General features: G+C 58.9%; 9 protein-coding genes and 1 pseudogene. 9 read left to right on the top strand and 1 reads right to left on the bottom strand.

Going from position 1 to position 12,875, the window contains the following annotated elements; all coding sequences use genetic code 11:
* Positions 1-120 precede the first annotated feature (120 nt).
* The 7 genes from E4021_RS00920 to E4021_RS00950 all read left to right on the top strand — a co-directional run bounded on the left by E4021_RS00920 (position 121) and on the right by E4021_RS00950 (position 9,627).
* The gene (locus E4021_RS00920; protein WP_136456017.1) at positions 121-906 is read left to right on the top strand and encodes a (Fe-S)-binding protein; all 786 of its coding nucleotides are present in this window, start codon (positions 121-123) and stop codon (positions 904-906) included.
* 41 nt (positions 907-947) lie between these two features.
* Positions 948-2,435 (top strand): xylulokinase, encoded by a 1,488-nt coding sequence (locus E4021_RS00925; RefSeq protein WP_136456018.1) that lies wholly within the window; start codon positions 948-950, stop codon positions 2,433-2,435.
* Between the two features lie 71 nt (positions 2,436-2,506).
* Complete coding sequence (locus E4021_RS00930; RefSeq protein ID WP_136456019.1) at positions 2,507-3,172, top strand: TIGR04282 family arsenosugar biosynthesis glycosyltransferase; 666 nt, start codon at positions 2,507-2,509, stop codon at positions 3,170-3,172.
* A 36-nt stretch (positions 3,173-3,208) separates the two neighbouring features.
* Positions 3,209-6,439: a SusC/RagA family TonB-linked outer membrane protein gene (locus tag E4021_RS00935; protein ID WP_136456020.1), complete on the top strand. Its 3,231-nt coding sequence runs from the start codon at positions 3,209-3,211 to the stop codon at positions 6,437-6,439.
* A 22-nt stretch (positions 6,440-6,461) separates the two neighbouring features.
* Positions 6,462-7,892 carry a SusD/RagB family nutrient-binding outer membrane lipoprotein gene (locus E4021_RS00940; RefSeq protein WP_136456021.1) on the top strand — a complete coding sequence of 477 codons (1,431 nt, stop codon included), beginning with the start codon at positions 6,462-6,464 and terminating at the stop codon, positions 7,890-7,892.
* Positions 7,892-9,304: an SLC5/6 family protein gene (locus tag E4021_RS00945; protein WP_136457209.1), complete on the top strand. Its 1,413-nt coding sequence runs from the start codon at positions 7,892-7,894 to the stop codon at positions 9,302-9,304. Before E4021_RS00940 ends, E4021_RS00945 begins: the two co-directional genes overlap by 1 nt.
* Entirely contained in the window at positions 9,289-9,627 is a 339-nt protein-coding gene (locus E4021_RS00950) for a tRNA-binding protein (RefSeq protein ID WP_136456022.1), read from the top strand. The genes E4021_RS00945 and E4021_RS00950 overlap by 16 nt, the downstream gene beginning before the upstream one ends.
* A 4-nt stretch (positions 9,628-9,631) precedes the next feature.
* Here E4021_RS00950 and E4021_RS00955 read toward each other — a convergent pair whose 3' ends face one another.
* A complete protein-coding gene (locus tag E4021_RS00955; RefSeq protein WP_136456023.1) occupies positions 9,632-11,383 on the bottom strand; it encodes a sigma-54 interaction domain-containing protein in 1,752 nt (583 codons plus the stop codon).
* 221 nt (positions 11,384-11,604) lie between these two features.
* Here E4021_RS00955 and E4021_RS18515 point away from each other — a divergent pair.
* Positions 11,605-12,225: pseudogene (locus tag E4021_RS18515) on the top strand (metallophosphoesterase family protein); the annotation flags it as partial.
* Positions 12,226-12,531: 306 nt separating this feature from the next.
* The gene (locus E4021_RS18520) at positions 12,532-12,867 is read left to right on the top strand and encodes an arsenosugar biosynthesis-associated peroxidase-like protein (protein ID WP_136457211.1); all 336 of its coding nucleotides are present in this window, start codon (positions 12,532-12,534) and stop codon (positions 12,865-12,867) included.
* Positions 12,868-12,875 lie beyond the last annotated feature (8 nt).

Raw genomic sequence — 12,875 nt, forward strand, 5'->3', positions numbered from 1 at the left:
TTAAGACCTGCCTTATAATCCAGGCGATTGAAACCAGGGTCCCAGCACTCTAGGTCCAGAGACGGGCAGTACTCAACATTCCAAAGACCTAAAAACCCAACAACGAAAAAAACCGCCACCATGACAGTTAAAACTATGGCCGAATACGCCGCCGAAGACAAAAGCCCCGAGATTCTGTTTTGGGTTGGTTGTGCTGGTTCTTTTGACGATCGGGCCCAGAAGGTAACGCGCGCCTTCGCCGAAATTCTCACTGCTGCCGGTATTGAGTTTGCCATCCTGGGTGACGAAGAGGCCTGTACCGGAGACCCCGCCCGCAGGGCCGGCAATGAGTTTCTCTTCCAAATGGTAGCGCTGCAAAACATCGAAACGCTGAATATGTACGGCGTGAAAAAGATGGTCACGGCCTGTCCGCACTGCTTCAACACCATCAAAAACGAGTACCCGGCCCTCGGTGGCCATTACGATATCGTCCACCACACCCAATTGCTGCAGCAACTCATTGACGAAGGCCGCATCAAGATGACCGAAGGAGGCACCTTCAAGGGTAAGCGCATCACCTACCACGACAGCTGCTACCTGGGCCGTGCCAACGGCATCTACGAGGCACCGCGCGACGTGCTTCGCTCATTGGACGGACAGCTGGTAGAAATGAAACGCAGTCGGCAGAACGGACTCTGCTGCGGGGCCGGCGGCGCGCAGATGTGGAAGGAAGACGAGCCCGGAGACAAACGCATCAATATGGAGCGCACGGACGAAGCCCTAAGCCTGAACCCCGACGTAATCGCCGTCAATTGCCCCTTCTGCCTGACCATGATGAACGACGGCGTCACCGGCCGTGAAAAGCAGAACGAGGTAATGGTCTATGACCTGAGCGAGCTCATTGTGCGCAACATGCGAGTGAGTTAATATTGCTTCCTACATTGGGCTCCCAGCAAAATCCGCCCACTATGTATACGATCGGCTACGACATCGGCTCCTCTTCCGTTAAAGCGGCTCTGGTCGAAGCGTCCACCGGCAAGGTGCTAGCCCGCGTACAGGCCCCCCAGGAAGAGATGAGCATGCAGGCCCCGCAATCCGGTTGGGCGGAGCAGGACCCGGAGCTCTGGTACCGATACGTCGTCGAAACCACCAAACAGTTGTTGGCGCGGACGCAGGTGCCGAGCTCCGAGGTTAAAGCCGTAGGTATTGGTTACCAGATGCACGGTCTTGTATTGGTCGATGCGGAGCAGCAGGTGGTGAGACCTTCCATAATCTGGTGCGACGGGCGCGCGGTCGCCACTGGCGAAAAGGCATTCGCCGGCATTGGTGAGGAACGCTGCCTGAGCCATTGCCTCAACAGCCCCGGGAACTTCACCGCCGCAAAACTGAAGTGGGTAGCCGACCACGAACCCGAAAACTACGCCCGGACCGCCCACGCCATGCTCCCCGGCGATTACATAGCTCTCCGCCTCACTGGCGAAGCCACCACTACCGTGACTGGTCTCAGTGAAGGTGTGCTGTGGGACTTTAAGGAAAATGCCCAGGCCGATCTCGTGATCCACGAAATGGGGCTCGACGGCAACAAACTTTGCACCCGCGTACCCGCCATAGGAAAACAGGGAACGGTATCCGAAAAAGCCGCCCGGGAAACTGGCCTCACCGCCGGCACCATAGTCGGTTACCGGGCGGGCGATCAGCCCAATAACGCCATGAGCCTCAACGTGATCCGTCCCGGCGAGGTGGCCGCCACCGCCGGGACCAGCGGGGTGGTGTACGGGGTCACCGACCGGCTCTCCTACGACCCCGATCAGCGGGTCAACAGTTTCGCGCATGTGAACCACGCTGCCGGTGAGGATAGGATCGGTATCCTGCTCTGCATCAACGGTACGGGGATCGCCCACCGATGGATCCGCCAGCAGGTCTGCTCGCCGGGGACCACCTATGAAAATATGGAGCGTACCGCGGGAGAAGTGCCCATCGGCAGCGACGGGCTTCATTTTTTGCCCTTCGGAAATGGTCCGGAGCGAATGCTGCAGAACCGTGAGGTCGGCGCCCGCATGCTGGGCCTGGATTTCAATCGCCATACCCGTGCTCACCTGGTGCGGGCGGGCATTGAGGGGGTAGCTTTTTCCTTCGTTTACGGCATGCGGATCATGCAGGAACTGGGTGTGGAGCTTAGCACCATTCGGGTGGGCAACGACAATATGTTCCAGAGCCGCCTGTTTGCCTCCACGATCTCTACCCTCACGGGGGCCTCCATTGAGGTGCACAACACTAACGGTGCGGTAGGTGCGGCACTGGCCGCGGGTGTAGCGGCGGGGCTGTCGGCCGATTTGAACGAAGCAGTGGGCCGGCAGGAGGTGCTCTCTACCATTAAGCCGGAGCCTGAGGATCGCGCGGCGCTGGATCTCGCTTACCAAACATGGGCGGCGGCCTTGCACGCAGCCCTTTCCTGAATCCGGTACGCGGACTTTCGCCGTAGATTGCACCATCGGTAAGTTGCCGATCTCGTCCTGACCTCTGCGCCGTGCCGTCATCCACTGCCATCCTGCTGTTTAGTCGGTCCGCCCTGGCGGAGTCGGACACCAAGCGCTTTGGCAGTCGGTCCGAAAGTGTACAGATACAACAGGCAATGCTTGACCGGACCCTGGCTACCCTGCGACGTGCCGGGTTGCCGATATTTCACCACGATGAGCGCCAGCAGCGGGGCTTCCGCTTCGGCGATCGTCTTGTCAATGCGATGAGCGACGTCTACGCACGAGGCTTTGAGCGCCTGATCGTGGTGGGCAACGATTGTCCGTTACTGTCGTGCCAGTATGTAAACAGTGCCGTACAGGCCATGGAGGCGGGTCGATCCGTCCTCGGTCCGGATCACCGGGGCGGCATCTGGCTTCTCGGTTTAGGCAGGGATCAATTCGACCCGGCTGCGTTTCGGGAAATCTCCTGGCAGGGTCCGGAAGTTTTCGATCAGTTGAAGTCGGCACTCCCTGGGGGAATGATTCTGGCTCGCCTTGTCGACGTAAATGCACCAAAGGACCTGCGCCGCTTCCGACACGTGCTGCGCGGAGTGATGCGGAAGGTGTACCTACTGCTCAGCCAGGATACTACGTCGGGACCGCAAGGCTCCGGACTCCGGGCCATTGTAGGTAGCGAGGCATCAGTTTCTGGCCGCGCCCCGCCCCGGGCCGCCTGACATCGGTTCTCCATTTCCTTGCCAAATGCTGCAATTATGTTCCGCTATCGCGCGTGGGCTACCCTGGGTGGTTCGCTCCTTTCTTTATTCGTATCCGCTCAGGTATCCGTTTCCGGTACGGTATTCGGGGGCGGTGAGCCACTCATCGGTGCTACGATCGTAGAGGCTGGCCGGCCCGACAACGGTACCGTCACCGACCTCGTGGGAAATTTTACCCTTACCGTGGAGGGCTTGCCCGATACCCTCACGGTCACCTATACCGGATTCCGCACCCAGTCGGTAGCGGTAGCCGCCGACACGCCCCTGCCCCTACGCATTGAACTGGACGCTGGTGTAGATATTTCCGGAGTAGTCGTCACGGCCCTCGGGGTGCGTCGGCAGAACAGTACGCTCGGGTACTCGGTGCAGCAAATCAGTACGGAAGAGCTCACCGACGTACAGGCCGTAAACTTCCTGGACAACCTGAGTGGACAAGTCGCCGGTCTGCGCATCACGGCGGGGGCTACGGGCGTGGGTTCCAGCAGTCAGGTCGTCATCCGGGGGGAAACGAGTTTCACGAACAACAATCCACTGTTCGTGGTAGACGGCATTCCCATCAACAACAATACCATCATCAACCAGACCGACGAGGCCGCCTCGGGCTTCCAGGAGATCGACTTCGGCAACGGTGCCATGGATGTCAACCCGGCGGACGTAGCCTCGGTGAGCGTTCTGAAGGGCGCTTCCGCCGCGGCCTTGTACGGCGCACGCGCCGCGAACGGGGTAATCGTGATCACCACCAAGCGTGGCGGGAAGCAACCGGGCTTGGGCATAACTTTCAATAGTTCCGTCACCCTGGACCGACCTTTCCAGCTACCCCGCTACCAGAATGAGTTTGGCCAGGGGCAGGGCGGAAAATTCGCCTTTGTCGACGGTCTCGGCGCAGGGATTTCCGACAATATCACCTACAGTTACGGTCCGCGCCTGGATGCAGGATTGAACGTGCCACAGTTCGACAGTCCCGTTACTCTGTCCGACGGAACGGTGGTGCGCGGGGGGGACGTAGCCGTACACGGAGGTTTGCCCATTCCGGCCACGCCTTTCGTGAGCCGTCCGGACAACGTTCGCGACTTTTACGGTACCGGGAGCACGGCCATCAATAACCTGGCGATCAGCGGGGGTGGGGAGAGCGGTGACTTCCGCCTTTCGGCCACCGACCTGCGTAGCGAGAGTTATATCCCCGGCGTCAACCTGAAGCGTAAAACGCTGGCCGGCCGCCTGGGCTTCCGCCCTGCGGAGAGACTTCACCTGGATGCCAGTCTGAACTACATCAACAGCGGATCCGACAACCGGCCCGCCGGTGGGTACGGGTCCGAAAACATCAATTACGACCTGACCGCCTGGCTGGGACGGCAGACGGACCTGGAAGTGCTGAAGGATTACTGGCAGCCCGGATTGGAGGGCGTACAGCAGTATAGCTACAACTACACGTTTTTTGACAATCCCTACTTCACGCTGCTGGAAAACCGTAACAGCTTTGACCGCGACCGCCTGTTCGGGTTTCTATCGGTGAAGTATGACATCCTGGATAACCTTAGCCTGAGTGTGCGTTCGGGCATGGACTACAGCAATGAGCGGCGGCAGTTCCGGCGCAACTTTAGCACAAACCGCTTTCCCCAGGGCGGCTACGCCGAAAACGACGTCCTGTTCCGGGAAGTCAATACCGATTTTCTGCTGGAATATTCCACTGCACTAGGGGGGGCCGTGTCCATGAACCTGCTCGTCGGAGGCAATCGCCTCAGCCAGTCGGCCGCCAACACTCAAAGTAACGCCATGACCCTGGCTCAACCGGGCATATTCCGCCTCAGCAATGCGGCCAGCCCGGTGGTAATCCTCGACCGCAGCGCTGAAAAACGGATTAACAGTCTTTACGCACTGGCCCGCTTCGGCTTTCGGGATTACCTCTACCTGGACCTCACCGGACGCAACGATTGGTCCAGTGCCCTGGCCACGCCAACGAACGCGGAGAATACCCGCTTTTTCTATCCCTCAGCGAGTATGAGTTTCGTGGTCAGTCAAGCCTTTGAGCTACCGGAGGCTATCAGCTACCTACAGCTGCGCGCCAACGCCGCCCAGGTGGGCAACGATACCGACCCCTATCGCACCAGCTCCACCTTCGTAGCCCAAACGCCATTCCGGGGTCAGCCCACTTTTACGGAACAGTCGGTATTGGCTCAACCCAATCTCCTGCCCGAGCAAACCACCTCCACCGAGGTAGGTGGCGATATTCGTCTGCTTGACTACCGACTGGGGCTGGACTTCACCTATTTCACCCAGCGCACGGAGAACCAGATCCTGAGTCTGCCGATCGCCCAATCGTCCGGCTATAGCCAGCAGATCATTAACGGAGGCACCGTGAGCGCGCGAGGCGTAGAAGCCATCCTCTCCCTGGTGCCGGTATCTGCGGACGATTTTCGATGGACGACCCGCTTCAATTTCAGTACCAACAAAGCCACCGTTACAGCGCTTCCGGCCGGTACCCAACGGTTTACCCTGGCCTACAGTCGGATCTACAACTCGGTAAACCAGACCGTCTTTTTTATAGCCGAGCCGGGTGGGGAGATTGGTGATATCTGGGGAACGGGTTACCGGAAAACCGACGACGGTGAATTTATCCTGACCGAAGGAGGACAGCTCATTGCCGATAACACGCTGCGAAAACTGGGCAACGTGAACCCAGACTACATCCTGGGAGTGACAAATTCCTTCCGCTTTCACAACTTCGAACTTGACTTCCTCCTGGACTGGCGACAGGGCGGTCAGTTGGTCAGCCGCACGCTGAGTCTGGCCGGCGTGGCGGGGCAGCTCGAGGAGACGGCCTTCCGGCCGGAATCCGGAATTATCATACCCGGCGTGGTTAACACGGGTACCGCCCAGACACCCGAGTACGTGGAAAACACGACCGCTATTTCGGCCGAGAGTTACTACCGCAGCTATTACGACCGCAACCACGAGGAGAACAACCTTTACGATGCCAGCTACCTGAAACTAAGAGAAATGCGCCTGACCTACCGGCTGGGTCCGGAGCAATTGACCCGTTCCTTCCTGTCGGGCGTTGCCGGCGTGTCGGTAAGTCTTATCGGCCGCAACCTCTACGCCTGGTCCGCCATTCCCCACTTCGATCCCGAGCAGTTTGCCGTGCAAGGACAGAACATCGTCTTTGGGGTAGAGAACATGACGTACCCCAGCGCGCGGAGTTTCGGATTTTCCCTCGGACTGGAATTCTGATCCCATCCCAAAAAGTAACCCCATGAAGTATCTACTCCTTTGCGGATTAACGCTGGCCACGCTGACTTCCTGTACCGAGGATTTCTCGGAGGTCAACACCAACGCCAACGCACCGTCCACCGTGCAGAACGAACTGCTGTTCCGGCAGGTGCTCTACGGCTACGGGAACGCCATGAGCTACGAAGGCTTCGTGGCCGGCAACTTGCTGAGCCAGCATTTCGCGATGATCGATTTCAACCTGTTGGACCGTCACGCACTGAGCAGTCCGCAGGAAGGCGGGAACCCCTGGAATGTGTTATACACCGCGTTGCGGGACAACGAGACCGTCCTGCAACAAAGCCGTCAGAACCCTGCCGCTGCGGTTTATGAAGGCCCCGCCCTGGTAATGAAGGCCTACCTCGCTATGAGCCTGACCGACATATTCGGAGATGTTCCTTATTTCGAAGCCGTGCGGGGACGAACCGACGGCATTGTCCGGCCCGCATACGATCGGCAGGAAGACATCTACCTCGGGGCCGGGGGCATACTGGATAACCTGCGACAGGCCATCGACGTCATGGACGCATACCAGGGTGCCCTTCCCCTGGGTGGCGACCTGATTTATGGGGGTGATTTGGATGCATGGGCCCGCTTTGCAAACAGTTTGCGCCTCAAGGTGCTCGTGCGCATTTCCGGAAGGGTAGACGTGGCGCAGGAGATTGCCGGGATATTCGCGGACGACCGCTACTTGTCCACGCCCGAACAGGATGCAACCTTTGATTTTACCGCCGGACCCCCGAACAGTTTCGCCTTCGCCACGGCTCGGGTGGGCATCTTCAACGTATTCCTTATGTCACTGACGGCGGAGAGAATATTTGAACGACTGGACGATCCGCGCGTAGACGTACTGTATCGGCCGGCCTCAAATACCGGACAATTTGCCGGCATCATCAACGGAATTGATGCGGCCACCTCAATCGTCCCCGATGACTATGCCCGACCCGGACGAATCTGGCGCGAGAACACTGCGGACCTGAATTTCAATTACCTGACTTCCTGGGAAACCCACTTCCTGCTCGCGGAAGCCGCCCTGCGGGGATTCATTGATGCCGATCCGCAAGTGCTCTATGAGGCCGGGGTACGTCAGGCTTTCGAGTACTGGCAAACCCCACTTCCGGAACAATACCTGCAAGATGGGCCCGGCGCTTGGGCACCGGATAAAGGCTTGGACCGGATTATCACCCAAAAGTGGATTGCCGGCATAGGCAACGGGTACGAAGGCTGGATCGAATGGCGGAGAACGGGTTATCCGGAACTATTGCCGGTTTCCGCCAGCCTCAACAGCGGTCTGTACCCCGTCCGTTTTCCCTACCCGGCGGATGAGCAGGCACTGAATCTTGAAAACTACCAGCGTGCAGCAGCCGCCACGGACGGCAATTCAATCAACGTACCGGTGTGGTGGGACGTGAATTGATGGAGGGCGACAACACCTACCTATTTCTGCAGTGGGCACTGGTGATCGGTTCCAGTTTGTTGCTCTTCGCGGTGTCCCCCCTGGCCCGGTCCCCGGCCGAATTCTTTCGTGGTACGCAGCGGGAACGGTCGCCCGGGGTGCTGGCTCTGACCAGCAGTTTGGTTATTTCCTGGCTATTCGCCAAATCCATCACCAACGCGGCTAACCTTGGATTGTCCTTCGGACTGATAGGCGGCATGGCTTACGCTGCCTATTACCTGAGTTTTGCCGTAGCCGGGGTGGTGATCTACTACCTCCGCACACGCGGCGGGTTTCATAGCATTCACCACTTCCTCCGCACCCGGTTCGGGCGGGGGGCGGTGTTGCTCTTCACGCTTTTGATCGGATTCCGCTTGTTCAATGAAGTCTGGTCCAACACCATGGTCATTGGCACCTACTTCGGGGAAGCGGGTTCGGCCAGCTACTATTGGGCGGTGATGGTTTTTACCGCCCTCACCCTGGCCTACAGTTTGAAGGGGGGCATGTCTTCCTCTATCCTTACCGACGTGATTCAAATGGCGCTTTTCGGCGTGCTGCTGACGGTGGTGCTGGGAGCTATTTTGCCACGACTGGACTATGACCTGGGGCTCCTGTCCACGGCGGGACCACCCCCCGTACCGAATGGATCTGCCTTGGGGTTCAGCGGAGGGATAAATCTCCTATTGGTAGCAGTACTGCAGAGTTTCAGCTACCCGTTTCACGATCCGGTACTGACCGACCGCGGGTTTCTTTCTTCCCCGCGCACCTCTTTAAAGGCTTATTTATGGGCTGCGCCGCTCGGTGCCGTTTGCATCCTGCTGTTCAGCGTCGTAGGTGTCTATGGTAAGCTCGTGGGGGTGGAGGGGCAGGCACCCGTGGAAGTGGCGCGGTTGCTGGGCGGGCCGCTCCTGTTGGTAATGAATTTTATCATGATCACCTCCGCGGCGAGCACGCTGGACAGTACTTTCTCCAGTTTTTCCAAGCTGGCCGTGGTTGACCTGGTGCCGGGAAGACCGGAAAATGGTAATTCGGTAGGGGCCGGTCGATGGGCGATGGCCGGGATAACGGTCGTCGGTACCATTCCAGTGTTCCTGGATCCGGCCATCCTATCGGCCACCACCGTTTCCGGCGCGATGGTAGTGGGCCTGGCCCCGGTCTTTTGTCTGTGGTGGTTGCCGGCCTCGCGCGTCAGCTTCTTCACCAGTGTGGGAGCCGGCCTGGTTTTCGGCACCGTTTACGTACTTGGACTCTGGCCCGGCGGTTGGACTTACGGGAATGGGCCTTACGCGGACCTGCTTTCGGTGACAGTCGTTAGCTTGGTGGTTTGTTTCCTGCTGTACCTGCTGCCCCTCGCCGGCCGCATCATTCGCAATGCCTTATGGAAAATGACCTGAAGTGGAGTGAATTTACCCGTGTAGATATGCGGGTGGGAACCGTAACCGCGGCGGAGCCCTTCCCCGAGGCGCGGCAACCCGCCATCAAATTGTGGATAGATTTCGGGGAACTGGGTACACGTAAGACCTCCGCCCAGATCACCGACCACTATACGCCATCCCTGTTGATAGGCCGGCAGGTTGTGGCCGTGGTGAACTTCCCACCCAAGCAGATCGCCAATTTTATCAGCGAGTGCCTGGTCCTGGGTGGGGTAGAGGAGGATAGGTCGGTTACCCTCCTGCGGCCCGATCGAATTATCAAGAATGGCACCCGGATAGCCTAATTCCTTACCGCAAACCGAGTTTTCGCATGCGACCGAAAAGTGTTTGGGCGTTCATGCCGAGGATGGAGGCCGCGCCGCCTTTACCGCTTACCTTTCCGCCGGTCAGCTCGAGCACGTATGAAATATATTGCCGTTGGTGTTCCTCAAGGGTAAGCAGGTCATCCGCCTTGGGAAGGGACAGGGCGGGGTGGTGGCTCGTTGCCGTCGCCTCCCCGGCGCCTACATCGAGGCGGATGTCGGCAACGCGCAGCGTGTCGCCGCTGGAGACGATGAGGGCGCGTTCCGTGAGGTTTTCCAATTCCCGGATGTTGCCCGGAAAACGGTAGCCGTTCAGCAGGTCCATGACCGCTGGTTCCACCTTGGTGACCCGGCGGTTAAGCCTGGCGTTGAATTTCTGGATAAAGTGCCAGAGTAAGGGGCCGATGTCGGCGGGACGCTCCCGCAGCGGCGGGTTGTGGATAGGGAAGACACTGAGGCGGAAAAAGAGGTCCTGGCGGAAGGTGCCTTTCTCAATTTCGGCGCGCAAGTCGCGGTTGGTTGCCGCGATCACGCGTACGTCGACCTGAATGGGGCGGGTACCTCCCAGGGGGGTAAAGGTCCTTTCCTGCAGAACGCGCAGCAGACGGGTCTGCAAACCCAGTGGCATCTCTCCGATCTCATCCAGAAAAATGGTGCCGCCATCGGCGGCCTGGAAGCGGCCGATCTTGTGATCGTTGGCGCCGGTGAAGGCACCCTTGCGGTAGCCAAAGAGTTCACTTTCGATCAGCTCGGGCGGCAGCGCACTGCAGTCAACGGTTATGAGTGGCTTATCGGCCCGGTAGCTGAGGGCATGTATGCGGCCGGCCACCAGTTCTTTGCCGGTCCCGGTTTCTCCGGTGATCAGCACCGTGGTTTGGGTAGAGGCCACCTGCTCGATTTTCCGCAGCACCTTCTGGTAGCTGGGATCAACGGACACGATCTCCTTGGCGTGGCCCTGCTGACGAATGGTCTGTTTAAGCTGGCGATTCTCGCGCTGGTATTCCCGGCTAAGTTCCTTGACCTGCAGGAGTGCCTCGCGCAGCCGGTCTTCCACCGCTTTCTGCTCGGTAATGTCCTGGGCGGTTAGGGTGAAGCGTCCGCTGATCGAAAAACGGTCCGGAATGACGCTCACCTCCACGGGCATTAGGCTTCCATCGCGGCGAACGAACTGGGTGAAGTAGTTGATGCCGCGGCCTTCGCGTAATTCCTGCCGGCGTTCGGACCACGCCGCTTCGTCGTAGTTCCGGTCGATGTCGCGAATGTGCCGGACGGCCAACTCCGGTTGACTGAGGTCGTAGCCCAGTTTTTCAAAGACGCGCTCGTTGAGGTAGCTAATTGACCCGTTGATGTCGAGCTGCATGACCAGCGAGGTGACCGTATCCAGCAGTTCCGAATAATCGACGTCGTCGAGAAACTTCTGGGGCGTCAGTACGCAGCAGAAGTATTCCTTTTCGCCCTCGCTGATAACGCGGGTGGCGCGCAGGAAAAAATTTCGGGGTGGGTATCCGATCTGGATGTTCTTGGCTACGTATTCGCCACCCTGCAGGTAGTTGTTGACTTTCTGGGTAGGCTGCCGTTCGTCGGCGCGGTCCAGGAAGTATTGAGGATCGAAGTATTCGTTGCGGGGCCCCAGTTCGTCGAATAAACTGTTCATCGGGCCGTTGGCGAACAGTACGCGGTGATCGCTGCCGATAACCAGAGCGGGGAAAGGTAGGGCCTCCAACCAATCGGAAATCAAAAAGGGCGGTAGTAGCGAATGAGCAGCTATCAAAGTGGTTAGGTGTTAGGCGTTAGGCGAAAAAACAAGAAGGGCGAAGATACAATTTCCTGACACCGCTTCGTCGCACCCTCTCGGCGCGGAAGATGAATGTCCGTGGTTTTGCCGACTACCATAATTAACCCGGCAAACAGTCCGCCCGATATGAAACCAAGGCAGCTGCCCTCGCGTATCTATGCAGCATGTCCGTTCAACCCCCTTTGCAACTCGGCCACCGTGCCGGTCCCCTGCTCGTTTTTGGCGGGGTGTACTCCAATCTGGAGGCACTTACAGCACTTAAGCAGCGTGCCGAGGCATTGCAGATTTCCCCGGACAACGTCATTTGTACCGGGGACACACCCGGCTACTGCGCCGATCCGGAAGCCTGCCTGAACTTTCTGGAAGACTGGGGCGTGCACTCCATCGCCGGCAACGTGGAGATCAACTTGCGCGAAGGAATAGACGATTGCGGCTGCAACTTCAGCGACGGCAGCCGGTGCGATGTATTCGCCCGGCTCTGGTATGCCTACGCCCGGCAAGAAGTGGGCGAGCGGGGGATGGCTTACATGCAGCGCCTCCCCCGGGAAATTGAGTTCACCTACGCCGGAAAGCGGGTCCGCGTCCTGCACGGATCGGCCGATCACGAGTCTGAATTTGTCTGGAAGTCCACTCCCTGGGAAACCAAAAAACACAACTTCGACGTAACTCGTGCAGACGTCATTCTTTCCGGGCACAGCGGTCTGCCCTTCGCCGATGCCGGCGATGGCCGGCTGTGGCTCAACAGTGGGGCGGCGGGAATGCCCGCCAACGACGGTACGCCGCGTACCTGGTTCCTGACCCTTATCGACGCGAACGGAAAGTTAACCTACGCCTTCCAGGCGCTGGATTACGACTACGCAGCCGCCAGGGCAAAGATGCTGCAGCATCGCACCCGGCTTCCCCTGAGTTACGCTACGACGCTCACCACCGGAATCTGGGACAATACGGAAATCATGCCGCCCGCAGAAGCCGCCCGGGAAGGGGTACCCTACACCCCCGGCCCCTTCGCGCCAGACGCGGCACCCGCTGGAACAGCCCAAGAGGTGGCGCCAGCCCTAACCTTTACTCCAAAGCACCAAAAGCAAACGACCATGAATCCCTACAGTGATCCCAAAGATTTACGCACTTTCGGAAAGATCACCGAATGGCAGGAAGAGATGGGCGGCAAATTCTTCGACTGGTACAGTGGCGTCACCGAAGGGGATTCCGCACTTACGGAGCGAGAAAAGGCACTCATCGCCCTGGCCGTAAGCCACGCCATCCAGTGTTCCTACTGCATCGAGGCCTATACCACCAACAGTCTACAGGCCGGTGCCGATGAGGAGCAGATGATGGAGGCCGTCCACGTAGCCGCCGCGGTCAAGGCCGGCACCACGCTTATCTACGCCCGGCAAATGCAACGCCAGGTGGAAAAAGTGACCATGTAATCGCGGCA

Source organism: Neolewinella litorea (assembly GCF_004803465.1).
Classification (GTDB): domain Bacteria; phylum Bacteroidota; class Bacteroidia; order Chitinophagales; family Saprospiraceae; genus Neolewinella; species Neolewinella litorea.

Coding starts and splice junctions, on each gene's coding strand:
- E4021_RS00950 (WP_136456022.1), top strand. CDS start 9,289: ATGGAAAATGACCTGAAGTGGAGTGAATTTACCCGTGTAGATATGCGG.
- E4021_RS00945 (WP_136457209.1), top strand. CDS start 7,892: ATGGAGGGCGACAACACCTACCTATTTCTGCAGTGGGCACTGGTGATC.
- E4021_RS00920 (WP_136456017.1), top strand. CDS start 121: ATGACAGTTAAAACTATGGCCGAATACGCCGCCGAAGACAAAAGCCCC.
- E4021_RS00935 (WP_136456020.1), top strand. CDS start 3,209: ATGTTCCGCTATCGCGCGTGGGCTACCCTGGGTGGTTCGCTCCTTTCT.
- E4021_RS00925 (WP_136456018.1), top strand. CDS start 948: ATGTATACGATCGGCTACGACATCGGCTCCTCTTCCGTTAAAGCGGCT.
- E4021_RS18520 (WP_136457211.1), top strand. CDS start 12,532: ATGAATCCCTACAGTGATCCCAAAGATTTACGCACTTTCGGAAAGATC.
- E4021_RS00940 (WP_136456021.1), top strand. CDS start 6,462: ATGAAGTATCTACTCCTTTGCGGATTAACGCTGGCCACGCTGACTTCC.